Raw genomic sequence first — 22,876 nt, forward strand, 5'->3', positions numbered from 1 at the left:
TCTTTCTCTTATTCACGGAAGAACCGCCGGTGCCTGCTTATGCGTGCACCGGCGGTGGTCCGCAGCGGTAGAGGTGCTAAAGAAGCAGCGGAGACTAGCTGTCCTTCTTGCCCTCGTCGTTGAGGCGCTTGAGTGTTTCATCCGGGGTCTCGGTTGCAGCAGCGGTGCTTCCGCTTCCCGCTCCGGTCAGGGAGGAGGCATCGTCCGGTACGTCCGTGGCAGCGGCGGGCTCAGCTGCGGGTTCAACGATCTTGGTGACTGCCTGGCGGTGCACGGTGGCGAGGTTGCCCGGGGACAGCTCGAGCGTGACCTTGTTCTCCTCGTCGTCGATGGCAACAATGCGGCCGAACAGGCCAAAGCTGGTCATGACGTCAACGCCCGGCTCGAACTGCGACTGCAACGCTGCCTGCTGCTGCTGGGTCTTCTTATTGCGGCGGAACATCATGAAGATGAAGATGCCAAGCATCACGAACAGCAGGATCGACATGATGTCGATGCCGCCGCCGGGCTGGGTTGTGGTGGTCTGGGCAGTGATGTGTCCGAACACGGGGAAGTTCCATTCTGTACTTGCATAGAGCCGGTTGACAGCGCGTCCGCTTTGAACGAGTGGCCTGGCGAAGAAGTGCCTGCCATCCATCCGCGGGCTGCCGGTAATGCTGCCCGCGGGAACAAAGACCCGAACGTGCCGAGCGTCATACCAGTCTAAAGGGAAAAGCTGATCGGAGCCTGCTATTGGCTTTCCGGGGCCCAGTCACCCGCAGGTTCATCGTCTCCGGCCGGCTCGAACAGGTCCAGCTGTTCCTGGGCAAAAACGCCCGAAGGGATGGCGTAGCCGAGGTGGCTCCAGGCCGGAGCCATGGCGATCCGCCCTCGCGGGGTGCGGCCCAGGAGGCCCTCCCGCACCAGGAAAGGCTCTGCCACCGTTTCCACGGTTTCGGTTTCTTCGCCGACGGCGATGGCGAGAGTGGAGAGGCCCACCGGTCCCCCGCCGAATTTGGTGATGAGTGCTTCAAGGACGGCGCGGTCCAGCCGGTCCAGGCCTTTCTTGTCCACCTCGTACATGTCCAGCGCAGCCGAAGCTGCCCGGGCGTCGATCTGCTCGATGCCGTGCACCAGGGCCCAGTCCCGCACCCGCCGCAGCAGCCTGTTGGCAATGCGGGGGGTGCCGCGGGAACGCCCTGCGATTTCCGCGAACCCGGCCGAGTTGACCTTAAGGTCAAGGAGGCCGGCAGAGCGGCGCAGCACGAGTTCGAGCTCCGGCACGGAGTAGAACTCCAGATGGCCGGTGAATCCGAACCGGTCGCGGAGGGGCCCGGGCAGCAGGCCGGCGCGCGTGGTGGCGCCCACCAGCGTGAAGGGCGGCAGTTCAAGGGGAATTGCCGTGGCACCGGCTCCTTTCCCCACCACGATGTCCACCCGGAAGTCCTCCATGGCCATGTAGAGCATTTCTTCGGCGGGCCGGGACATTCGGTGGATTTCGTCCAGGAACAGGACCTCACCCTCCGAGAGCGAGGAGAGGATGGCGGCGAGATCGCCCGCGTGCTGGATGGCGGGGCCGCTGCTGATCCGCAGCGGCGCGTTCATCTCGGATGCCACAATCATGGCGAGGGTCGTCTTGCCCAGCCCCGGGGGACCGGAGAAGAGCACATGGTCCGCACTGCGCCCGCGCATCCGGGAGGCCTGCAGCACCAACGACAGTTGTTTCCGCACCCGGTGCTGGCCGACGAAATCATCCAGGTTCTTGGGCCGCAACGCCGCCTCGATGGCCCGTTCCTCGGGCTCCTCCCCCGCGGCCACCAATGACGGTTCAGCCACGGCTGCCTACGCGGTTGCCGGCACGGGCACCGTCCTGGCCCAGCCAGCGGAGCGTGGTCCGCAGGATTTCCGGCACGTTGCCACGGAACGACACCTCGGGATCGTCCGCCAGTGCCTTGTCGATACTCGCCGACGCGTCCTTCTCTGACCAGCCCAGGCTCGTCATGGCGGCCACCACCTGCGGCTTCCATGCTGCCTCCGCCGCAGTGGGCACTCCGGCTGTGCCTGCAGTCCCGTGGGGAACCAGCTTTCCGGCCAGCTCAAGCACAATCCGGCCTGCCACCTTGGGACCGATTCCGGGGACCTTGGTGAAGGTCTTGCTGTCGCCGGTGTGTGCGGCTACCCGTATCGCCTCCGGTTCGTGGACTGCCAGGACAGCCAGTGCCAGCCGGGGACCGACCCCGCTCACACTGAGGAGGACGTCAAAAACTTCACGTTCGTCGTCGGACGCGAAACCGAAGAGCGTCAGCGAGTCCTCCCGCACAATCATGGAGGTGAACAGCTGGCCTTCTTCTCCGGTGCGCAGCCGGCTCAGGGTCTGCGGGGTGGCGCTGACGCTCATGCCCGCCCCGTTGAGGTCAATCACAGCCGTGGAAAGACCCACGTGTGCTACCGTCCCGCGAAGGAAACTGATCAAATCCGGGCTCCTGGTGTCTTGCCGGGCTCCAGGGAGCAGGACCGGCTATCCGAACATATCTACGAATACCCTAGCAAGCAGCCGGGACATTCAGCGTGCACGGCGCGCCTTGGCTTCCGCCTCGGCCCAGGCCTGCTGCGCCGGAGTCAACGATGAGCTCCCGGGGCCGGTCGTAGCCACTGCCGCGCCGCTCCCGGCCCGCCACGCGTGGGTGATGGCCAGTGCCAAAGCGTCGGCGGCGTCCGCCGGCCGCGGCGGCGCGTCAAGTCGAAGGATCTTGGTGACCAGCTTAGTCACCGCGTCCTTGTTCGACGTCCCGCTGCCGGTCACCGCGGCTTTAACTTCCGACGGCGTATGCAGCGCCACCGGAATCCCCCGCCGGGCGGCCGCAGCGATGACGACGCCGGATGCCTGTGCAACGCCCATCACCGTGCTGACATTGAGCTGGGAAAAGACGCGCTCGACGGCGAGGACGTGGGGCTCGTGGCGGTCGAGCCATTCGTCGATGGCGAGGGCTATCACCAGCAGCCGCTGGTCCAGGGTGTCATCCGGCGAGGTTCCCACCACGCCGAACGCCACCATGGTGGCCCGCCTGTTCCGTTCAACGTCCACTACGCCGATCCCGCAACGGGTCAGGCCGGGATCGACGCCCAGGACGCGCAGCGTCACTGTTGTGCGGGTTCAGCAGGCAGGCGGAATGTCACTCAGAGTCCAGGGCGGCCTGGACGTCGTCGCTGAGATCGGCGTTGCTGTAGACGTTCTGGACGTCGTCGAGGTCCTCCAGGGCGTCAACGAGCTTCATGAACTTCTTTGCCGCATCGAGGTCCAGCGGGACTTCCATAGAGGGAACGAACTCCGCCTCGTCGGTGTCGTACTCGATGCCTGCGTCCTTCAGGGCGTCGCGGACGGCCTGGAGGTCTTTGGGGTCCGAGTGGATTTCGAAGGTTTCGCCGTTGTCCTTGACTTCTTCGGCGCCGGCGTCCAGTACTGCCATCAGGACGTCGTCCTCGGTCAGGTCCTTCTTGGGCAGGGTCACCACGCCCTTGCGGCTGAAGAGGTAGCTGACGGAACCGGGATCGGCGATGGTGCCGCCGTTGCGGGAGATGGCCAGGCGGACTTCCGACGCTGCACGATTCTTGTTGTCCGTAAGGCACTCGATCAGCAGCGCCGAGCCCTGCGGGCCGCGGCATTCGTACATGATCTCGGTGTAGTCAACCACTTCACCGGTAAGGCCGGCGCCGCGTTTGATGGCGCGGTCAATGTTGTCAGCCGGGACCGAGGTTTTCTTGGCTTTGGTGACGGCGAGTTCCAGGCCGGGGTTGCCGGACAGGTCCGGTCCGCCCATGCGGGCAGCGACTTCAATGTTCTTGATCAGCTTGGCGAACGACTTGGCACGTCGGCTGTCGAGGATGGCCTTCTTGTGCTTGGTCGTTGCCCATTTGGAGTGGCCTGACATGCTTTACGCTTCTCCTCTGATCATGCGGATAAAAAGTTCGTGTACGCGTTTCTCCCCAGTCACTTCCGGGTGGAAGGAGGTGGCCAGCAGGTGGCCGGAACGCACTGCAACAATTCTAGCTGTCCCCGGCAGCGGGACTGCGTGGGACGCGTGCTCCGGGTCGGCCGGCTCAACCTGGGCGAGGATTTCGACGTCCGGGCCCACTCGCTCCACCCACGGCCCTCGGATGAAGACGGCATGTACAGGCTGGACACCTGCCTCTGTTGCGCTGAAGTCCAGGCCTTTGAAGTCCAGGTCCGTTTCAAAGGATTCGCGCTGCCGGCCGAAGGCGTTGCGCCGGACCGTGATGTCCAGGCCGCCGAACGTTTGCTGGGGAGCCCCGGAAAGGTCCGTGGCGGGATCGGCGATGTCAGCTGCCAGCAGGATCATGCCGGCGCAGGAGCCGTAGACGGGCAGGCCTTCGGCGATCCGCTCACGAAGGGGTTCCGCCAGGTCAAACGCCCGGGCCAGCTTGTCGATCGCAGTTGATTCGCCGCCGGGAATCACCAGGCCGTCCAGCCCGTCCAGTTCATTCGGGCGGCGGATGCCGACTGCCTCGGCGCCCGTGGCTTCGATGGCCCGGAGGTGCTCACGGAAGTCGCCTTGAAGCGCCAGCACCCCGATCCGAAGGCCCGAACCCGCGCGCGCAGGAGCAGCCGAAAGGGAATTTGTCATCCATCCAGCATACGGGCCCGCCCCTTACAGACGCTGGCAACAGCAGTGCCCGCGGCGGTTGCATGCCGTTGCTGGGATATATTCGAACCATGCTCTCCTTCAGTGTTCCGCTCGGCAAGCTGGTCCGCCGGGTGTCCCGGCTCCGGGGCGGCGGTTCCGCCCTGCCCGGGCTGGTGGTCGAAAAAATCGATCCCGGCTTCATGCGGCGGACGCTCACCACGCTCCCCCACGGCGTTGCGGTTGTTAGCGGCACCAACGGCAAAACCACCACCACCAAAATGGTCGTGGAGCTGCTGGAAAGCCAGGGCCTGAAGGTTTTCACCAACCGCACGGGCAGCAACTTCACCCGCGGCGTGGCTGCGGCCCTGCTCGGCGAGGTTGACTGGCGCGGACGGCTTGACGCGGACGTCGCGGTCCTGGAACTGGACGAGGCCCACGCCGTGCACTTCGTCAACAGTGTCCCGCCCCGCTACTGCCTCCTGCTGAACGTCCTCCGGGACCAGCTGGACCGGTTCGGTGAGATCGACAAAACAGCCCAGCTGCTCCAGCACATCGCCGCCAAGACAACCGGGACTGTGGTGCTGAACCGGGAGGACCCCAGGGTCGCCCGGATCGCCGCCACACTCACGGGGCAGGACGTCAAGTACTTCGGCCTGGACGATTCCCTGCTGAGCACCTTTCCCAATGACGATGACATGCGCGCCGCCCCCGGAAGTCCCGCTCCGGCAGGCCTGCCGGAAAAGCCTGCTGCCGACGTCGTCCTGCGCAAGGTCGGCGCGGATACAGCCGAGTTTGAGTACGACGGCGGCACGGTCACCACCGGCATGAAGCTGCGGGGTGTCTACAACATCTTCAATGCGGCCGCGGCGCTGACGCTTGCCCGGAGCATCTGCGGCAGCGGGGCTGCCACAGCCAACCACGACACGCTGCTGGAGGCGCTGTCCCACGTGGCCCCGGCGTTCGGACGCGGGGAAAGCCTCACAGTGGACGGCCAGCCCCTGGACCTGGTCCTGGTCAAAAACCCGAGCGGATTCCGGCTTGGCCTGAAGTCGTTTCCCGCGGGCGGCTACGCCACCATGATCGCCATCAACGACAACTACGCCGATGGCCGGGACATGTCCTGGCTGTGGGATGTGGAATTCGACTCCCTGCAGGAAGGCGGCGTGGACCAGCTGACTGGTTCCCGTGCGTACGACATGGCCCTGCGCCTGCAGTACGACGATGTGCGGATCGGCGCCGTTGAGACCGAGATAGCGTCCGCCCTGGCAGCGTTCATCCGGGAAGCCCAGGGCAAACCGAAGCGCATCTTCTGCACGTACACCGCCATGCTGGCCATCCGCCGCGAACTGTCCAAAATCACCACCGTGGAGGTTGTCTCGTGAGCCAGTCAGGCGCGAATCCCGCAAGGGAAAGCTCCGCGAGCAAGGGCACCATCCGGGTCGTCCAGCTCTACCCGCGGGACATGAACATTTACGGCGACTGGGGCAACGCCCTGGTCCTTCAACAGCGCATCAAGTGGCACGGTTATACCCCGGAACTGCTCGAATACAACGTGGGCGATCCCTTCCCGGAGGACGTCGACATCATCGTGGGCGGCGGCGGCCAGGACAGCGGCCAGCTAATCATCCAGGACGATCTGCAGGCGCGGGCCGGTGCACTGAAGGACCTGGCCGAAGACGGCGCGCCCATGCTGGTGATCTGCGGCCTTTACCAGCTTTTCGGGAAATTCTTCAAGACCCGCACTGGAGCCGTCATCCCCGGCATCGGCGTCCTGGACGTTGAAACGCACGGCACTGACGAACGCCTGATCGGAAACGTTAAGGTCACCACGCCGGAGTTCGGCGAGGTGCTGGGTTACGAAAACCACAGCGGGCAGACGACGCTTGGCAGTTCGGTACGGCCGCTGGGCACGGTGGCCAAAGGGACCGGAAACAACAGCAGTGACGGCCACGAAGGTGCCCGCTACCGGAACATTGTGGCGAGCTACCTGCATGGGTCACTGCTGCCGAAGAATCCCGCCATCGCCGATTTCCTGATCCGCACCGCCGCCGAGCGCAGGTTCGGCACCTTCGTTCCGGGCAACCCGGACGACCGCTACGCGCAACTGGCCAGGGAGCACGCCGCTCGCCGTCCGCGCTGACCGCTGCGTGGCGGACTTCTGGCAGGGGAAATTCCGGAGAGCGGCCGGTGGCGTGGCTCACATTGAGAAGCGTGGCCTGCTGTGAAAGGTTGTACTTCATGACCAACCCCCTTCTGGTGCCCAGTCCCCTGCCCTACGGACTTCCACCCTTCGCCGACATCACCACCGCCCACTACGAGGAAGCCATCGAGGCGGGCCTGGCCCAACATCTGGCTGAAATCCAGGCAATCGTGGACAACGAAGATCCGGCCACTTTCGAGAACACCGCACTGGCGATGGAGCGCTCAGGCCGGCTGCTGGAACGGGCCGCAGGCTCCTTCTTTACGCTGGTTTCCGCCGATGCGTCTGCCGGTATCCGGGACCTTGAAACAAAGCTTTCCCCTCTGCTTTCCGCCCATCAGGACGAGGTTTTCCTTAACCGGGCGCTTTTCGACCGCTTCGCCGCAATCGATACCGCCGCCTGCGATGCCGAATCCGTGCGGCTCGTGGAGGAATACCTCAAGGAATTCCGGCAGTCCGGCATCCAGCTCGACGGACCTGGACAGGAAAGGCTCAGGGCCATCAACGCGGAGCTCTCGCGGCTGGGCACCGAGTTTGGCCAGCGGGTCAAGGAAGGCATGAAATCTGCGGCGCTCCTGCTGGACGATGCTGCAGACCTGGCTGGCCTGCAGGCAGATGACATCGCCGGCGCGGCCGAAGCTGCGCGGGCGGCCGGACATGACGGCAAGTTCCTGCTGACACTCATTCAGCCGAGCAACCAGCCGGCCCTGTCCGCCCTCACAAACCGCGAGGTCCGGCGCCGGCTCTTTGAAGCCTCCGTAGCCAGGGGCAGCAGCGGCGGCAGCCTCGACGTGTTGGGCCTGGCCACGTCCACGGCCCGGCTTCGCGCAGAAAAAGCACGACTCCTGGGTTTCGCCAACTACGCCGAACTGGTGGTGGACCGCCAGACCGCACCGGATTTCGAGTCGGTCCAGTCAATGTTGAACCGCATGGCCCCGGCAGCCGTGCGAAATGCCGACGCCGAAGCAGCAGCACTCGCCGACGCCGCCGGCCATCCACTGGAAGCCTGGGACTGGGCCTTCTACTCGGCAAAGGTCAGGCGTGAACGGTACGAGGTGGACGAGCAGTCACTCCGCCCCTACTTTGAACTGGACCAGGTCCTGACCCACGGCGTCTTCTTTGCTGCCACCTCCCTCTTCGGCATTACGTTCCACGAACGGAAGGACCTCACCGGGTACCACCCCGACGTCCGGGTCTGGGAAATCCGTGACGAAGACGGCATGGGGCTGGGGCTGTTCCTCGGTGACTACTACACGCGGGAGTCGAAACGGGGCGGCGCCTGGATGAACTCCCTGGTTGAGCAGTCCGCGCTGCTTGGAACCAAGCCCGTCGTCATCAACAACCTGAACATCACCAAGCCGCCCGCCGGCGAACCCACGCTCCTCACCCTGGACGAGCTGCGGACTACTTTCCATGAGTTCGGCCACGCCCTGCACGGGCTCTTTTCGAACGTCACCTATCCACGATTTTCCGGGACGTCGGTACCGCGGGACTTTGTGGAGTACCCCTCGCAGGTCAACGAGATGTGGATCCTGTGGCCTGAGGTCCTGCACAATTACGCACGCCACCACGCCACCGGAGAACCGCTGCCGCCGGAGGTTGTCGCAAAACTGGACGAGTCCCGGCTCTGGGGTGAGGGCTTTGCCACCACGGAGTATCTGGGCGCGGCCCTGCTGGACCTGGCCTGGCATGTCCTTGAAGCCGGCGAGGTGCCCGAAGATGTTGTTGCCTTTGAGGACAAGGCCCTGGCTGCCGCCGGCATCGCCCACGCGCTGATTCCGCCGCGTTACCGCACCGGCTATTTCCAGCACGTCTTTGCCGGCGCCGGCTACGCTGCCGGCTACTACTCCTACATCTGGAGCGAGGTCCTGGATGCGGAGACGGTGGACTGGTTCACGGAGAACGGCGGACTCACCAGGGCCAACGGTGAACGTTTCCGCCAGGAGCTCCTGTCCCGGGGCAACAGCCGCGACCCCCTCGAGTCCTTCCGCATCCTTCGAGGCCGGGAAGCAAAGCTCGAGCCCCTCTTAAAGCGCCGCGGCCTGGAGTAACCAGGCCCCCTGCCCACCTCACCCCACCCCACCCCACTTAAAGAAGTACGACGCCGGTCCCCCACCAAAGAAAGGTGAGGACCCGGCGTCGTACTACTGGGAGGCAGCGCACCCTGGCGATGGGCGGTGTTATCCGGCAGCGCGCGTAAAAGGGCCCCCGCGCCGGAACCAGCTACTCAGCTGCCAACTACGCGCGGGGAATAGCGCGCCGAGGATGACGCCGTCCGGCGCCCCCAAGGCGACCAAAGCCAGAGGACTACCAGCCGCGCTCGGCCAGGCGGTGGGGCTGGGGGATCTCGTCGACGTTGATGCCTACCATGGCTTCGCCCAGGCCGCGGGAGGCCTTGGCGATGACATCGGGGTCGTCGAAGAAGGTGGTGGCCTTCACGACGGCGGCGGCACGCTGGGCAGGGTTGCCGGACTTGAAGATGCCGGAACCGACGAACACGCCGTCGGCGCCGAGCTGCATCATCATGGCGGCGTCGGCCGGGGTGGCGATGCCGCCGGCGGTGAACAGCACCACGGGAAGCTTGCCGGTAGCGGCGACTTCCTTGACCAGTTCGTACGGTGCCTGAAGTTCCTTGGCCGCGACGTAGAGCTCGTCCTCGGGCAGGGCAGCCAGCTTGGCGATCTCGGAGCGGATCTGGCGCATGTGGCCGGTGGCGTTGGAAACGTCGCCGGTGCCGGCCTCGCCCTTGGAGCGGATCATGGCCGCGCCCTCGTTGATGCGGCGCAGCGCCTCACCGAGGTTGGTGGCACCGCAAACGAAGGGGACCTTGAAGTTCCACTTGTCGATGTGGTTGATGTAGTCCGCCGGGGTCAGGACCTCGGACTCGTCAATGTAGTCCACGCCCAAGGACTGCAGGACCTGGGCTTCAACGAAGTGGCCGATCCGGGCCTTGGCCATGACGGGGACGGACACGGCGTCGATGATCTTGTCGATCATGTCCGGATCCGACATGCGGGACACGCCGCCCTGGGCGCGGATATCGGCCGGAACGCGTTCCAGCGCCATCACAGCAACGGCACCGGCGTCTTCGGCGATGCGGGCCTGTTCGACGTTGACGACGTCCATGATGACGCCGCCCTTGAGCATCTCAGCCATGCCCCGCTTTACGCGGTTGCTGCCCGTGACGCTGTTCGCGGACGTACCGGCCTCGCTGCTTACATCAGGTGTAGACACAAAAACCCCTATGGGTAGATAGATGACCTTCGCCGGGCGTGCAGGGCGGCAGGAAGATGCCATCAATGCACGCACCGGGTTGCCGGATCCATTGACCGGGCAGTCCTAATACTAGTCTCACCGCGGGCGGGCGGCTTAATTCGCGTTAATCCGCCGGTGAGGGTTCGGCAAGGGCCTGCCGCCGCACCGAAACGACGCGCTGGATCACCGTGATGAAGCTGGCCGCTGCCAGCAGAACAAGCGTCACCAGCAGGACAGCTTCGGGAAGCCCGATGCCCGTGAAGCCGGTGACAACCAGCACGGAGACCAGGCGTTCCGCGCGCTCTGCGATGCCGACATTGGCAGTGAATCCCAGCGACTCTGCCTTAGCCCTGGCGTAGGAGACCACCATGCCCAGGACAAGGCAGGCCATCGCTGCAACAGCGATGGGAGTGTTTGCGCCGCCGGTGAAGAACCAGATGGCCAGGCCGGCGAAAAGCGCGCCGTCCGCAATCCGGTCAAGGGTGGAGTCCAGAAAGTTGCCCCACCGGCTTTTGACGTCCTGCATCCTGGCCATGATGCCGTCCAGGACATCGGAGAAGATGAACGCGGTAATGAACAACGTTCCCCACCAGAGCTGCCCCAGCGGGTAGAACACCACCGCACCCACCACCACTCCGGCCGTCCCAATGATGGTCACAGCATCCGCTGATACCCCGATCTTGAGGAGCCAGCGGGCAAGCGGAGTGAACAGCGCTGTGAAGAAACTGCGCGCGTGCCTATTTAGCATCAGTCTCCCCGGGCCAGGCATCGGCCACCTGCTGGCGGACCTCATCGAGGGTCTGGGTGATGGCCTTGGTCTGGGCAATGATGGGGAAGAAGTTCCCGTCCCCGCCCCACCGCGGAACAATGTGCTGGTGCAGGTGGGCGGCAATGCCGGCACCGCCAACAACGCCTTGGTTCATCCCCAGGTTAAACCCGCCCGGGTTGGCCACCTTGCGAAGGACCCGCATGGCCGTCTGCGTGAGGTCCGCAAACTCGGCCGTCTCTTCAAGGGTCAGGTCCGTGTAATCGGGAATGTGCCGGTAGGGGCAGACCAGGAGATGGCCCGGGTTGTAGGGAAAGAGGTTCAACACCACATAGCAGGTTCTTCCGCGGTGGACGATCAGCGCTTCCTCGTCCGTACGTCCCGGGCCAACGCAGAAGGGGCAGTCGTTCTCATTCTTGAACTGGTGCTGTCCGCCCTTGATGTAGGCCATGCGGTGCGGAGTCCACAGGCGCTGGAAGGCGTCCGGGACACCGGCGAGGTCAAAGTCGTCGGTAACGCCGGCATCGCCTGGATACCCTGCGCCTGTGTTCTCCTGCACGGTGCTGTTCCGTTTCCGCTAGCTGGTCCGGTTACGGACGGCTTCCGTGATCCGCTTGACTGCCTCTGCCACGGGCACGCCGTTGTCCTGGCTGCCGTCACGGAATCGGAAGGAGACGGCGCCCGCCTCGGCGTCGTCGCCGCCGGCGATCAGCACAAACGGGATCTTGTCCTTGCTGGCCGTGCGGATCTTCTTCGGGAAACGGTCTGACGAGGTGTCCACTTCGGCGCGGATGCCTGCGGCCTTCAGCTGGTCAACGACGTCGAACATGTACTCATTGAAGGTCTCTGCCACCGGGATGCCCACCACCTGAACGGGGGCGAGCCAGGCAGGGAAGGCACCGGCGTAATGCTCGGTCAGCACGCCCATGAACCGCTCAACCGACCCGAAGAGCGCCCGATGGATCATGACGGGACGCTGGCGGCTGCCGTCGGCGGCCTGGAACTCGAGTTCGAACCGCTCGGGCAGGTTGAAGTCCAGCTGGATGGTGGACATCTGCCAGGTACGGCCCAGCGCGTCCTTGGCCTGGACGGAGATCTTGGGACCGTAGAAGGCCGCTCCGCCCGGATCCGGAACGAGTTCAAGGCCTGATTCCTGTGCCACCTCGGCCAAGGTCCGGGTGGCTTCCTCCCAGGTGGCGTCGTCACCGACGTATTTTTCCGGGTCCTTGGTGGACAGTTCCAGGTAGAAGTCGTTGAGCCCGTAGTCCTTGAGCAGGTCCAGGACGAAGGTCAAGGTCTTGGTGAGTTCGTCCTTCATCTGCTCACGGGTGCAGTAGATGTGGGCGTCGTCCTGCGTCATGCCGCGCACACGGGTGAGGCCGTGCACCACGCCGGACTTCTCGTACCTGTAGACCGAGCCGAATTCGAACAGGCGCAGCGGCAGCTCACGGTAGGAGCGTCCGCGGGAGCGGAAGATGAGGTTGTGCATGGGGCAGTTCATCGGCTTCAGGTAGTAGTCCTGAGCCGGCTTGCGGATGGAGCCGTCCTCGTTGAGTTCGGCATCGACCTGCATTGCCGGAAACATGCCGTCCTTGTACCAGTCCAGGTGGCCGGAGACCTCGTACAGGTGGCCCTTGGTGATGTGCGGCGTGTAGACGAACTCGTAGCCGGCTTCGACGTGGCGCTGCCGCGAGTAGTCCTCCATCTCCTTGCGGATGATGCCGCCCTTGGGGTGGAACACCGGCAGGCCGGAACCGAGCTCGTCCGGGAAGGAGAACAGGTCCAGTTCAGAACCCAGCTTGCGGTGGTCGCGGCGTTCAGCCTCTGCAAGCCGCTCCTGGTAGGCCTTCAAGGCGTCCTTGGTGGGCCAGGCTGTGCCGTAGATCCGCTGCAGCTGCTGGTTCTTCTGGTTGCCCAGCCAGTAGGCGGAGGACGAGCGGGTGAGGGCGAAGGCGTTGGAGATGAGCTTGGTGTTGGGCAGGTGCGGGCCGCGGCAGAGATCACACCAGACGGTGGTCCCTTCCTTGCGCTCAACGTTGTCGTAGATGGTGATGTCGCCGGCGCCGACCTCGACGTTCACGCCTTCACCGGCTTCGGCGGCTTCGTTTTTCTTGCCCAGGAGTTCGAGCTTGTAGGGCTCGTTCTTCATGGCTTCGCGGGCCTCGGCCTCGTTGACCACGCGGCGGACGAATTTCTGGTTCTGGTTGATGATCTTTTGCATCATCTTTTCGAGGGTTTTGAGGTCCTCAGGGGTGAAAGGTTCAGCGACGTCGAAGTCGAAGTAGAAACCATCAGTGATGTAAGGGCCGATACCCAGCTTGGCATCAGGACGAAGCTGCTGGACCGCCTGGGCCATGACGTGGGCGGTGGAGTGCCGGAGGACGTTGAGGCCGTCGGGGGAATCAATGGTGACGCCCTCGACGTCGGCGCCTTCCGGCAACTCCTGGTCCAGGTCCTTCAGTTCGCCGTTGACGCGGGCTACAACAACATCACGGCGCTCAAAGAAGAGTTCCGCACCGGTTGTCCCGGTAGTCACCTTGGTCTCTTCGCCATCGACGAGAAGGGTGATCTGCTGGGCATCTGACACGGGTGTCTCCTATTCAAAGTTAAGGCTTCATAGCTTGTGGCGTACGGGGACCACAGCCAGCCATCGTCAATGCTATCGGTTCCGCTGAAGCCGAACCAACGCGGCGCACGGGAGGATCAGCCGCTGAATCCCGTAATGGAAAGGCTCCTGCTGATTCCGTCCAGCGGGTGCCGGGCCTCCGGCTCCTGCGGGCTGGAGTCCTTAAATGGCAGGGTCTCTGTCCGGCCCAGGTCCCAAGCCATACTCGCGCTCAGGCTGATTCCGCGCGGCCCGGTCCTCCTGGTGGTGCCGCGGATCAGCAGAAGCCTGGTACCAAAAAGGAGCATTCCGGCTTTTTCCTGTGCTTCATGAAAGAAGACAGAATCGATGCAGCCGGTGCCGTCGTCGATGCTGATAAAGACGACCCGCCTCCCGCCCCGCATGGGCGGGGTCTGGGTTGCCACGCGCACTCCGGCAACCAGAACTTCCGTACCGTTGCGCAGGCCCAGGAGTTTGTCAGCGGTGATCACTCCAAGCCTGTCCAGCATGGGGCGGTGGCTGTCCATGAGATGGCTGCTGACGTCAACTGCCATCAGGTCCAGCTCGGCCCGGACATTTTCCACCAGTGTTGGCGCGGGAAGCCCAGGCTTAACATTGCGCAGTTCAACATCACCCAAAGGCAGGGACAGCTGCCCTTCGAGGACTTCCACCCCTTTCCGTCCGCTGCTGGAAAGTTGGAGCTTTTGCAGGTGGTGGACAAGGTCTGCCCTGTTTGCCGTGCCGCCGGCCTCCCTGTGGAGGGAATCGAAGGCGCCCAGCTGGGCCAGCCGTTTGATACTGGGCTTGCTGGCCCTTGACCGTGCACGAAGATCTGCCAGGGAGTCATAGGGCTGGCCCGCGACGATCCGTTTCAGTTCAGTTGCCGACAACCCGTAGATGCCGTTCAGGCTCAGCCTGATTCCCAGCTTTCCGGCGTCCTTGCCTTTTTCAATCCTTTCCACCCGGTACTCGGCCTTGCTCCGGTTGATGTCCAGGGGAAGGATGGGGATGCCCAGCCGGCGGGCTTCGGCCACAAGGAGCCTTTTGGGGTACATGCCAGGATCGTGCTCCCACAGCCCTGCAAGGAAGGCTTCAGGATGATGGGCCTTCAGCCAGGCTGATTGGTACGTGGGAACGGCAAAGGCGGCACCGTGCGCTTTGCAGAAACCGAAACTGCCGAAGGCCTTCAGCGTCCCCCAGACGTTGTCCACCACCTCTGGGGTGTAGCCCTTGTCCCGAGCTGCTTTGCGGAAGAAGACCTCCACCTCTGTTTCGAGAGCTTCGTTGCCCAGGGCGCGGCGGAATTCGTCAGCCCTCGCCAGTCCGCACCCGGTCATGACATCAAAGGTCCGCAGAATCTGTTCGTGGAAGACGGTGACGCCGTGGGTTTCGGCCAGCACAGGTTTCAGGTCGGGGTGGGGGTAAACCTCAGGAGCGAATCCGTGCCGGTGTTCAAGGAAAGGCCGGACCATGTCCGATTTCATGGGGCCTGGGCGGAACAGTGAAATGTCGATGATGAGGTCGTTGAACTCCCTGGGTGCCATCTTGCCGATCAGCTCCCGCTGCCCGGGTGATTCAATCTGGAAGCAGCCCAGTGTATGGGTGCTTCTGATGAGTTCAAACGTGGTTTCGTCATCCAGGGGGACAGCATTGAGGTCAATGTGGCCGTTCTCCGCAATGTAGTCAGGACCATTACCGTCCTGCCCCGACGAATGCTTCCCGGCGGCCACCACGTCCTTTTTTGACGGGTGGATGCGGATGACTTCCCGGACGGCGAACGCCATGGCGCTCTGCATCCGGACCCCCAGGACGTCAAGCTTGAGCATGCCCATAGGATCCATGTCGTGCTTATCGAACTGGCTCATGGGCAGCCCCAGTCCGCTGGGCTGCACGGGCGAACGGTCCAGAAGGGTGGCGTCGCCAAGGATCACTCCGCAGGGATGCATGGAGATGTGGCGGGGCAGCCGGTCAAGGCGTTCCGTCAGGTCAACCAGAAGGTCAAGCTGCTGGTTTCCGTCAAGGTCGCGCTGCTCCACCCGTCCCGCGAATTCACGGAGTTCAGGTTTTTCCTGGAGCGCCTCGCGGAACTTCCGGGCAGAAAAACGCCACAACTGCTTGGCGATCTCCCCCACTTCGCCGTCATCCATACCCAGTGCCATTCCTGCATCACGCACTGCCCCCCTGGCCCGGTAGCCGTTCTGCATGCTCATCAGGGTTACCCGCTCGGCACCGAAGCGTTTGAAAATCCTGCGGTAGACGTTATGCCGTTCAGCGCTTTCGACGTCGATATCGATGTCCGGAAGGGTAGCCCGGTCCCGTGAAAGGAACCGCTCGAAGATCAGGTCGTGCTGCAAGGGATTCACCTGGCTGACATCGATCAGGTAATTGACCAGGCTAGAGGCTCCCGATCCCCTGGCAGCCGCCCTTACCCCCATCTCCTGGATCATGCGGGAGACCTCAGCGACTGTCAGGAAATAGGAGGAGAAACCGAGGTTGCTGATGATCGCCAGTTCATGGTCGAGCCGGGAAAGCATGTTCTCCCTGGCAGCACCGGAGACCCCGGGGAACCGCCTGCTGATACCAGCCTGGCACCGCTGGATCAGTTCCTGGTGGGGGTCCTGGCTGATACCAATGACTGAGGCTTCGGGAACAACCGGCTGCTTCCAGCCCATGTCCGTGGCCGGATCAATCCGGCAAAGGTCCGCGAGCGCCTCGGTCTGCGTCATCAGTTGTTTGAGGTCGGCGGCACCATAGCCTGCTGCCGAAATGATTTCCTTTCCCAGCCGGAGCATCTCCGAGGATGATTTCAGCCAGCCCTGGCCGGTGGGCTGCAGCAGTGGTTCATCTGCCAGTTCAGGAAGGGATTTCAAGGTGCGGGCTGAGTCGAGCACATCAGCCGTGGGGGCCCCGTCTGCAGCCCAGTACCTGACGGCATTGGTGAGGATCGCAGGCACGTGATGTTCTTCGGCAAGTTTGAGCATGCGGACAGCATGGGCAGTACTCAATGGTTTTCCCGGGGCACTGAGTTGGGAAACGATCTCGGCCACCACCGTGCCCTGGGGCAGGTCATCCAGCCATTGCTTAAAAAGTGTCCTCGGCCGGAGGTAGCGGCGCCCGCCCATGGCCCGTCCGACGTCTGAATCCGGCCCGATCAGGACAGTCAGCACCGGCTTAAGGGTTTGGGGATCAATAGTGCGGGAGGCAAGTTCTGCCCTGGTGACGGCAACGGGGACCGTTCCCCCCGATTTCCCTGTGGTGCGGGCGTGTGCGTCGGAAATTAGGCGACAGAGGGCACGGTAGCCCGCCCCGTTGTTATGTCCCCGGGCAAGGACAACAACCCTGCCCGCGACGTGGGTGCGGTGATCGCCGTCGTCGTCCAATACTGCAAGGTCAACCCCCACGATGGGGTCAATGCCTGCAGCAAGGCATGCCTTGAGGTGTTTGATGGTTCCATACAAGCCGTCCCGGTCTGTGCAGGCGAGCGCCGTCGCGCCGTCGGACGCTGCGGCCTGCGCCAGTTCTTCTGGCCAGGAAACGCCGTAGTGGGCGCTGAATGCGGTGGAAACGTGAAGGTGCGTGAAACTCATGCTGTCCTTGGCCGGAGTGCGTCATGGATCCGCAGGAGCCGCCAGCGGCCGCTCCTGATATGCCGGGTGAGGTCAAGGGTCAGGGGCTCGTCCGGTTCCGGTACCCCTCGTGGAGTGTGGGACGGCAGGACCTGGACCCGCCAGATTTCATGGTCCACCACTCCTGGACCGCTGCCCAGGGGCGCCCTGCTTTCTTCCGCCCACCATTGCCGGCGTTCATACCAGCGCACAGGTTCTGCGCAGACGGTATAGGAATCCCCAGCCCAGAGCAGGCTTTGGGGTTGCCCCTCAGCAGAGCACACAACATCCACGGATTGGCTGAACATGCCCATGACGCCTCCCGGACTGATGGGAACTGAAGTACTCGAACATATATTCGAATACTGCCAGTCTACCCCTGCCCGGAACGGGAGCATAGAAGCGGCATAAGGAAGGGCCCTGCACGCTAAAGAGAATGCCCGTGAAGGGTGGACTGACCGAACGGCAGGGAGCAGGATGGTGCCATGAGCACCCATGACGCACTCCTCAAACAGGTCAGCATCAAAGCCCAGGACTCCACGCTTGTGGCCACCTTCGATATAGACGGCAACATCCCCGGTTCCGGTGCCTATGTAGTGGGGCTTATGGCCGCCAGCCCGGACTACTCCTCACAGCGGCGCCTGGGCATTGAGTTCATGAACGGGGAAGCCATCGCTTTTTTCTCGTTCAACCATGAACAGAGCACGGAGGAGAACTACGATCTCTCGGGCGTCAGCCATTCGGGGAGCACCATTACGGGGCAATTCCCCATGGCTGCCATTAATGGGCTCGGCAAAGGGCATGTGATGACAGGCTTCAGCGAGGCGGACGGGCGGGAGTTCCAGTCGGGCGTCCCTGTGGAGGAGAACCTGTGACAGCTGGGCTTGAGCAACTCAGCTGTTCTCTTTGTGGACTTTCAGTTCGAGTTCTATGAAGCCGGAGATCATGGCCCGGTAGGTGGACTCCACGATGTCCGGATCGATGTCTTTTTTCTCCGCGGCTGAACGGACGTGTTCAATGATCCGTTCCACCCGGCCTGGAGCGCGGACTTCGGCGTCATCACCCTTGAGGGTTCCGGCAATACGGATCAGCCGCTCGCGGCGGGCTATGAGGGTGACGATCTGGTCATCCACTTCGTCAACAGCAACACGGACGGCAGCGAGCTGTTCCTTATCAGCCAAAGCATCTCTATCGTTTCCTTGAATTGTCGCCATCGTCTGACAGTATCGAAGCATGCAGCCCAGAGTCGACTTCATTTCGCTAGGCGTCCGCAGCGTTGCCGCCTCCCGTGCGTTCTACGTTGACGGGCTTGGCTGGCCTGTCCATCGCGAGTTCCCCGGAGATGTGGTGTTCATCCAGGTGAACCACGGCCTGGTGCTGTCGCTGTGGGACGTGCGCCAGATGCAGGCTGACGCGGGCGTCAGCGCGCCTGGCCCTGTCCCCTGCATCACGCTGAGCCACAACCTTCCCGGCACTGATGACGTGGACCGGGTCATGGCCGAGGCTGCCGCGGCGGGAGCGGACATCATCGCGGAACCCGTCACGCAGCCCTGGGGCGGGTACAGCGGCTACTTCGCGGACCCGGACGGGTTCCGCTGGGAAGTGGCGTACAACCCCGCCTGGGAAGTGGACGACGACGGCGCGGTCACCGTTTAGTGCCTGGCGCAGCTCCGCGCCGGGCTGCTAGAAGAGGGCCTCAACGGGCTGGATCAGCTCCGGGCCGTTGTTCCGGACGTTTCCCACGGCTTTCCCCACTGATTCCACGTGCCAGTCTGCGGCCACGTCTTTGACCCCTTCCCGGACCAGGTCAACCAACCCGGCGGCGTCGTCGGCCTGGGGATCCAGCCATGCCTGCATCGTGGCTTTGTCCATGGGCAGGGGCACCCGGTCATGAAGTGCGGTCAGTTTCCCAAACACCGTCGATTCGCTGCCGGGCGGTGGTGTGTCAGTGGTCAGGATGGACGTGGAAAGCATCCACCCGCCCGGCTCGTCAGCCGGCCATGACGGGTCCTTCCACCATTCATAAAGCCCGGCAAAAACAAGGCCCCGGCCCTCACCCGGATGGACGTAGTAGGGCTGCTTGGACTTTCCGGGCCCCTGCTTCCATTCGTAGTAGCCATCGGCCGGAACCGCGCAGCGGCGTGACTGGATGGCTTTCCGGAACGCCGGCTTTTCGAGTACGGACTCGCTGCGTGCATTGATCATCCTCGAGCCGATTCCCGGGTCCTTGGCCCAGGACGGCACCAGGCCCCAGCGGGCAACATGAAGCTGGCGGACGTTCCTGCCGTGCGGACCATCATCCAGGAGGCGTTCCAGGACAATCGGTACGTCATCCGTTGGTGCCACATTCCACGACGGCGGGATACTCACCTCGTCCTCAAGCTCAGCGTCGAACTCGGCGAGAAGATCCCCCACGGCACGAGCCATCACATAGCGTCCACACATGGCTCCAGCATGCCATCGGCGGCAGGAGCTGTCATCCGGGAGCAGCCACCAGTGCCGGACACCCGGGAATAGCGGGCTGCACGCTACCGTTATCTGGAATGAAACCGTCAGCGACACGTAGGAGAAATCCGTGGACTTCACTCCCGAATCCGGCACCATCACCATGTTTTCCACCACCTGGTGCGGCTACTGCAACCGGCTGAAGAAGCAGCTGGATGCCCAGGGCATCGGCTATACCGAGATCAACATCGAGGAAGTGGAAGGCACCGCGGAACTTGTGGAGCAGCTGAACGGCGGCAACCAGACGGTACCCACCGTCCTCTTCCCGGACGGCACCGCTGCAACGAACCCATCCGCCGCAGAGGTCAAGAAGCGCCTCGCAGCCTAGCCAGGAAGCGATGGGAAGAACGGGACCAGCATTGGTAAATGGTGGTCCCGTTCCTGTCTGCAAAGACGGCAGCGCCTACGCCCCCAGGCTGCTGAAGGCGGCTGACCGCAGGGTGGCCTGCTCCGCGTAGGTGGCCAGCAGGGCATCTTCTACCGCTGCGACGTCCACGCCGGGTACAAGATCGTCCACTGCTCCTGCTGTGGCTGGATCCCAGTCCAGTCCGAGGGCTGCGTAACTCTCGACCAGCACCTTGCGGATCGGCGGAGAGTTTTCCACCACAATGACCGAGCTGAAGAGCCACCCGCCGGCAACCACCCGCTGTGCAGTGCCCACGAGCTTTACCTGGTGGCCGCCAGCGGGATGGGTACCGTGGACGCTGAATTCACCGGGACAGTACTCACCGGGAATCTCGCCGACGGCAGCCTGGACGCCGACGCTGCGCAGGGCATTCGCAAACAGCTCCCCAAAATACCCAAACCTGGTCTTCGAGCCGGCAATGGCGTCCGGGTCAGGTTCAAGGTGGTCCACCACCAGGGTTCCCTCGTGGTAGGCCGCCGCCCGTCCGCCTGCCCTCCGGACCAGGGGTTCGAAGCCGTTGGCGCGGCAGGCTTCGGCGGCGGCTTCAAAGCCCGGCAGGCGGGTATCACGCTGGCCGAAGGCAACGGTCGGAGCCGGCTGGTAAAGCCGCAGGGTGGGGCCGATTTCCCCGTTCCTGGCCCTGGCCAGTAGCTCAAGGCCGAACTCCAGGTCCCGGGCGGCACCCAGCGACTTTCCCTGCCGCACCACGGTGAGCATGCGCGCCCCCGGACCGCCGTCGTTCATATTGCTAAGCTCCCCTATGGTCATTCTGCAATTCCTCGTGGTCGCCGCAGCCTTCGCAGCAATTGACGCCGTCTGGCTCAAACTGATGAACCCCTTTTACCGCAGCCACATCGGCGAACTGCTGGCGGACAAACCACACTTAGGTTACGCCGTGGCCTTCTATGTCATATACATCGCCGGAATCGTGTTCTTTGCCCTCCGGCCAGCGCTCGACGGCGGCGGCTGGCTGACGGCCCTGGGCTATGGTGCAGCCCTTGGCGCCTTCGCCTACGCCACCTACGACCTCACGAACGCCGCCACCCTGAAAGTGTGGCCGCTGCAGCTGGTGGTTGTGGACATGCTGTGGGGTGCGGCGCTGACCGGCCTGTCCACCCTGGCGGGCTGGCTCGTTTTCCACGCCCGGCCCTGACGTCCGGCGGTTTCCCGGCGCACAACCCGGGCGGGATAACACGGTCACAGGCCGCGGCGCCCTGCCCACAGTCCATGCAGCAGCGGCAGCGCTGAACCTGCCATCAGGATGTTTCCCAGAACGGTGTCATCCGGCCGGACGACGGCACCGGCGATGAGCAGGGCAGCAAAGATCACGGCGGACGCCGACCGCTGGGCTGTGCGCTCCAGCCGGGCGACGTGCCGCTCAAGGCGGGGTGTGGCCACCGAAAGTGATCCCTCCTCGATCCGCGTGGGAGGGCGTCCAGGCGCTTGGGCAGGCGCAGCGCGAGGGCGGCAGCCTCGAAAGCCTGCCGGCCCACGTCCTGAGCAATGTTGCCCCGCTCATCGCGCAGGAGCCGGGCCGCGTATGGTTCCACCGAATCCCACAGGTTGAAGCGTTCATCGAGCGAGCTGCATACCCCGGACGTCAGCGACATCGCGCGGATAATCAGCAGGAAGTTCTCGGGGAGCTGGAACGGAAGCGAGCGGACCACATCGCCAAATTCCACCGCGAAGTCACGGAATTCCCTGGGATCCACCTCGCGGAGCTCGGCGAACCCCATGCCGCCGAAGCGGTCGAAGAGGTGCGTCATGGCCTGTTCCAGCTCCACGGTGTCGGCGGACGGCACCAGGACGCCTACCTCGTTGATTGCCGCCACCAGCCCCCTGCCGTCACGTGCGGCGGCCGCGATCAGCAATGCCCTCAGTCCGCTGCGGGTCGAGGCAGTAATGTCGCCCATCATGCCAAAGTCGATGAACGTCAGTTTCCACGGATGCCCGCCGGAGCCGTCCCTGGCTGGAGTAACGAAGATGTTGCCGGGGTGCGGGTCGGCGTGGAAGAAGCCACTGGTGAACATCTGGTCGAACATGACGGCGGCGAAGACCGGGGCCACGTCTGCGGGATCTATGCCGGCGGCACGAAGCGCCTTAACCTCCGTGATCTTGATGGCTGTGACGTCTTCCAGGGTGAGGACGCGGCGGGTGCTCCGCTCCCAGGCAATGCGGGGCACGCCCACCCTGCCGTCATCGGAAAAGTCGGTGGCGAAGCGCTCGGAGTTTGCCGCTTCGTTCAGATAGTCGATTTCTTCGAAACTTGTCCTGGCGAATTCCTCCACCAGCGCAGGCATGTCCGCCCGGCTGGACACGAGGCGGATGCGGCTGAGCCAGCCGCCAACCTTGCGGAGTGCGGCCAGGTCGACGTCGACGATGGCTTCTATGCCCGGACGCTGCACCTTGAGCACCACGGCGGTGAGTCCGGTGTCAGCGGTATCGGCGGGAAGGAGGCGGGCACGGTGTGCCTGCCCCAGGGATGCGGCGGCCATCGGGGCGTCCTCCACAAAAGCGAACACCTGTTCAAGGGGAGCGCCCAGTTCGGCCTCGGCGAGGGCACGGATGGCGTGGAAGGGAACCGGCGGAACTTCGTCCTGCAGTCCTTCAAGCTCCCTGGTGATCTCCGGCGGAAGAATGTCGAGCCTCGAGGAAAGGAACTGTCCCACCTTAATCATCAGGCCGCCCAGTTCCACTGCCAGCACATGGAAGCGCCGTGCGAAACGCTTCATCCTCTTCGACCTTGTCCGCGCGGCGATCCGGCCCAGGCCGATCCGTGGCAGGAACAGTTCAAACCACCAGGTGACGGCCAGGTTCCAGGCGGCAAAGCGCAGGATGCGGCGGTAGCGGGCCCGCGTGCCACCGGCGACGGATGCTGCAGCGGGACGGTCCCGGCCCGCAGACGCCACCCG

Annotated in this window: 22 protein-coding genes and 1 pseudogene; 7 read left to right on the plus strand and 16 right to left on the minus strand. The window is 63.9% G+C overall.

Annotated features, from left to right (window positions below; translation table 11 throughout):
* Positions 1-94: 94 nt before the first annotated feature.
* From yajC to pdxT, 6 genes are all read right to left on the minus strand, one after another.
* Positions 95-487, minus strand: coding sequence for a preprotein translocase subunit YajC (gene yajC / locus CXX84_RS05395; protein ID WP_102975879.1), 393 nt, complete (start codon positions 485-487; stop codon positions 95-97).
* A 242-nt stretch (positions 488-729) separates the two neighbouring features.
* Complete coding sequence (gene ruvB, locus CXX84_RS05400; protein ID WP_102975669.1) at positions 730-1,815, minus strand: Holliday junction branch migration DNA helicase RuvB; 1,086 nt, start codon at positions 1,813-1,815, stop codon at positions 730-732.
* On the minus strand, positions 1,808-2,452 hold the full coding sequence (gene ruvA / locus CXX84_RS05405; protein ID WP_102975670.1) for a Holliday junction branch migration protein RuvA: 645 nt from the start codon (positions 2,450-2,452) through the stop codon (positions 1,808-1,810). The genes ruvB and ruvA overlap by 8 nt, the downstream gene beginning before the upstream one ends.
* A 90-nt stretch (positions 2,453-2,542) precedes the next feature.
* Entirely contained in the window at positions 2,543-3,121 is a 579-nt protein-coding gene (gene ruvC / locus CXX84_RS05410; protein WP_102975671.1) for a crossover junction endodeoxyribonuclease RuvC, read from the minus strand.
* 31 nt (positions 3,122-3,152) lie between these two features.
* On the minus strand, positions 3,153-3,908 hold the full coding sequence (locus tag CXX84_RS05415; protein WP_102975672.1) for a YebC/PmpR family DNA-binding transcriptional regulator: 756 nt from the start codon (positions 3,906-3,908) through the stop codon (positions 3,153-3,155).
* 3 nt (positions 3,909-3,911) lie between these two features.
* Positions 3,912-4,622 (minus strand): pyridoxal 5'-phosphate synthase glutaminase subunit PdxT, encoded by a 711-nt coding sequence (pdxT, locus tag CXX84_RS05420; RefSeq protein WP_102975673.1) that lies wholly within the window; start codon positions 4,620-4,622, stop codon positions 3,912-3,914.
* 89 nt (positions 4,623-4,711) lie between these two features.
* Between pdxT and CXX84_RS05425 the strand changes: the two genes are divergently transcribed.
* The 3 genes from CXX84_RS05425 (at position 4,712) to CXX84_RS05435 (ending at position 8,873) form a co-directional block, all read left to right on the plus strand.
* A complete protein-coding gene (locus tag CXX84_RS05425) occupies positions 4,712-6,004 on the plus strand; it encodes a Mur ligase family protein (protein ID WP_189337507.1) in 1,293 nt (430 codons plus the stop codon).
* The gene (locus tag CXX84_RS05430) at positions 6,001-6,762 is read left to right on the plus strand and encodes a type 1 glutamine amidotransferase (RefSeq protein ID WP_102975674.1); all 762 of its coding nucleotides are present in this window, start codon (positions 6,001-6,003) and stop codon (positions 6,760-6,762) included. The genes CXX84_RS05425 and CXX84_RS05430 overlap by 4 nt, the downstream gene beginning before the upstream one ends.
* A gap of 98 nt (positions 6,763-6,860) precedes the next feature.
* Positions 6,861-8,873 carry a M3 family metallopeptidase gene (locus CXX84_RS05435; RefSeq protein ID WP_102975675.1) on the plus strand — a complete coding sequence of 671 codons (2,013 nt, stop codon included), beginning with the start codon at positions 6,861-6,863 and terminating at the stop codon, positions 8,871-8,873.
* Between the two features lie 256 nt (positions 8,874-9,129).
* On the opposite strand, the gene pdxS is transcribed toward CXX84_RS05435, so the two are convergent.
* From pdxS to CXX84_RS05465, 6 genes are all read right to left on the minus strand, one after another.
* Complete coding sequence (gene pdxS / locus CXX84_RS05440; protein ID WP_102975676.1) at positions 9,130-10,056, minus strand: pyridoxal 5'-phosphate synthase lyase subunit PdxS; 927 nt, start codon at positions 10,054-10,056, stop codon at positions 9,130-9,132.
* Positions 10,057-10,201: 145 nt separating this feature from the next.
* A complete protein-coding gene (gene pgsA / locus CXX84_RS05445) occupies positions 10,202-10,825 on the minus strand; it encodes a phosphatidylinositol phosphate synthase (RefSeq protein WP_102975677.1) in 624 nt (207 codons plus the stop codon).
* Positions 10,815-11,402: an HIT family protein gene (locus tag CXX84_RS05450; protein ID WP_102975678.1), complete on the minus strand. Its 588-nt coding sequence runs from the start codon at positions 11,400-11,402 to the stop codon at positions 10,815-10,817. The genes pgsA and CXX84_RS05450 overlap by 11 nt, the downstream gene beginning before the upstream one ends.
* A gap of 18 nt (positions 11,403-11,420) precedes the next feature.
* Entirely contained in the window at positions 11,421-13,430 is a 2,010-nt protein-coding gene (gene thrS, locus CXX84_RS05455; protein WP_102975679.1) for a threonine--tRNA ligase, read from the minus strand.
* A 116-nt stretch (positions 13,431-13,546) separates the two neighbouring features.
* Positions 13,547-17,035: a DNA polymerase III subunit alpha gene (locus tag CXX84_RS05460; protein WP_102975680.1), complete on the minus strand. Its 3,489-nt coding sequence runs from the start codon at positions 17,033-17,035 to the stop codon at positions 13,547-13,549.
* On the minus strand, positions 17,032-17,367 hold the full coding sequence (locus CXX84_RS05465) for a DUF6504 family protein (protein ID WP_102975681.1): 336 nt from the start codon (positions 17,365-17,367) through the stop codon (positions 17,032-17,034). The genes CXX84_RS05460 and CXX84_RS05465 overlap by 4 nt, the downstream gene beginning before the upstream one ends.
* A gap of 171 nt (positions 17,368-17,538) precedes the next feature.
* Between CXX84_RS05465 and CXX84_RS05470 the strand changes: the two genes are divergently transcribed.
* Entirely contained in the window at positions 17,539-17,928 is a 390-nt protein-coding gene (locus CXX84_RS05470; protein ID WP_102975682.1) for a hypothetical protein, read from the plus strand.
* 18 nt (positions 17,929-17,946) lie between these two features.
* Here the strand turns inward: CXX84_RS05470 and CXX84_RS05475 are convergent, their stop codons facing one another.
* Positions 17,947-18,267 carry a chorismate mutase gene (locus tag CXX84_RS05475; protein ID WP_102975683.1) on the minus strand — a complete coding sequence of 107 codons (321 nt, stop codon included), beginning with the start codon at positions 18,265-18,267 and terminating at the stop codon, positions 17,947-17,949.
* A 19-nt stretch (positions 18,268-18,286) separates the two neighbouring features.
* On the opposite strand from CXX84_RS05475, the gene CXX84_RS05480 reads away from it, so the two are divergent.
* On the plus strand, positions 18,287-18,709 hold the full coding sequence (locus CXX84_RS05480) for a VOC family protein (RefSeq protein WP_102975684.1): 423 nt from the start codon (positions 18,287-18,289) through the stop codon (positions 18,707-18,709).
* Positions 18,710-18,736: 27 nt separating this feature from the next.
* Here the strand turns inward: CXX84_RS05480 and CXX84_RS05485 are convergent, their stop codons facing one another.
* Complete coding sequence (locus CXX84_RS05485; protein WP_102975685.1) at positions 18,737-19,498, minus strand: SOS response-associated peptidase; 762 nt, start codon at positions 19,496-19,498, stop codon at positions 18,737-18,739.
* Positions 19,499-19,628: 130 nt separating this feature from the next.
* Here CXX84_RS05485 and CXX84_RS05490 point away from each other — a divergent pair, with 130 nt between their 5' ends.
* Positions 19,629-19,886 carry a mycoredoxin gene (locus CXX84_RS05490; protein ID WP_102975686.1) on the plus strand — a complete coding sequence of 86 codons (258 nt, stop codon included), beginning with the start codon at positions 19,629-19,631 and terminating at the stop codon, positions 19,884-19,886.
* A 75-nt stretch (positions 19,887-19,961) separates the two neighbouring features.
* On the opposite strand, the gene CXX84_RS05495 is transcribed toward CXX84_RS05490, so the two are convergent.
* A complete protein-coding gene (locus CXX84_RS05495; protein WP_411266192.1) occupies positions 19,962-20,732 on the minus strand; it encodes a biotin/lipoate A/B protein ligase family protein in 771 nt (256 codons plus the stop codon).
* On the opposite strand from CXX84_RS05495, the gene CXX84_RS05500 reads away from it, so the two are divergent.
* Positions 20,725-21,117 carry a DUF2177 family protein gene (locus CXX84_RS05500; protein ID WP_102975688.1) on the plus strand — a complete coding sequence of 131 codons (393 nt, stop codon included), beginning with the start codon at positions 20,725-20,727 and terminating at the stop codon, positions 21,115-21,117. The two genes, CXX84_RS05495 and CXX84_RS05500, sit on opposite strands and share 8 nt — an antisense overlap.
* Positions 21,118-21,161: 44 nt before the next feature.
* On the opposite strand, the pseudogene CXX84_RS05505 reads toward CXX84_RS05500, so the two are convergent.
* Positions 21,162-22,873 (minus strand): annotated as a pseudogene (locus tag CXX84_RS05505) (ABC1 kinase family protein).
* Positions 22,874-22,876: the final 3 nt, after the last annotated feature.

The sequence above is a fragment of the Arthrobacter sp. AFG7.2 genome (genome assembly GCF_002892835.1).
In the GTDB taxonomy this organism is placed as follows: domain Bacteria; phylum Actinomycetota; class Actinomycetes; order Actinomycetales; family Micrococcaceae; genus Arthrobacter.

Coding starts and splice junctions, on each gene's coding strand:
- yajC (WP_102975879.1), bottom strand. CDS start 487: ATGTCGATCCTGCTGTTCGTGATGCTTGGCATCTTCATCTTCATGATG.
- CXX84_RS05415 (WP_102975672.1), bottom strand. CDS start 3,908: ATGTCAGGCCACTCCAAATGGGCAACGACCAAGCACAAGAAGGCCATC.
- pdxT (WP_102975673.1), bottom strand. CDS start 4,622: ATGACAAATTCCCTTTCGGCTGCTCCTGCGCGCGCGGGTTCGGGCCTT.
- CXX84_RS05425 (WP_189337507.1), top strand. CDS start 4,712: ATGCTCTCCTTCAGTGTTCCGCTCGGCAAGCTGGTCCGCCGGGTGTCC.
- CXX84_RS05435 (WP_102975675.1), top strand. CDS start 6,861: ATGACCAACCCCCTTCTGGTGCCCAGTCCCCTGCCCTACGGACTTCCA.
- pgsA (WP_102975677.1), bottom strand. CDS start 10,825: ATGCTAAATAGGCACGCGCGCAGTTTCTTCACAGCGCTGTTCACTCCG.
- CXX84_RS05460 (WP_102975680.1), bottom strand. CDS start 17,035: ATGAGTTTCACGCACCTTCACGTTTCCACCGCATTCAGCGCCCACTAC.
- CXX84_RS05465 (WP_102975681.1), bottom strand. CDS start 17,367: ATGGGCATGTTCAGCCAATCCGTGGATGTTGTGTGCTCTGCTGAGGGG.
- CXX84_RS05470 (WP_102975682.1), top strand. CDS start 17,539: ATGAGCACCCATGACGCACTCCTCAAACAGGTCAGCATCAAAGCCCAG.
- CXX84_RS05475 (WP_102975683.1), bottom strand. CDS start 18,267: ATGGCGACAATTCAAGGAAACGATAGAGATGCTTTGGCTGATAAGGAA.
- CXX84_RS05480 (WP_102975684.1), top strand. CDS start 18,287: ATGCAGCCCAGAGTCGACTTCATTTCGCTAGGCGTCCGCAGCGTTGCC.
- CXX84_RS05485 (WP_102975685.1), bottom strand. CDS start 19,498: ATGTGTGGACGCTATGTGATGGCTCGTGCCGTGGGGGATCTTCTCGCC.
- CXX84_RS05500 (WP_102975688.1), top strand. CDS start 20,725: ATGGTCATTCTGCAATTCCTCGTGGTCGCCGCAGCCTTCGCAGCAATT.
- CXX84_RS05495 (WP_411266192.1), bottom strand. CDS start 20,732: ATGACCATAGGGGAGCTTAGCAATATGAACGACGGCGGTCCGGGGGCG.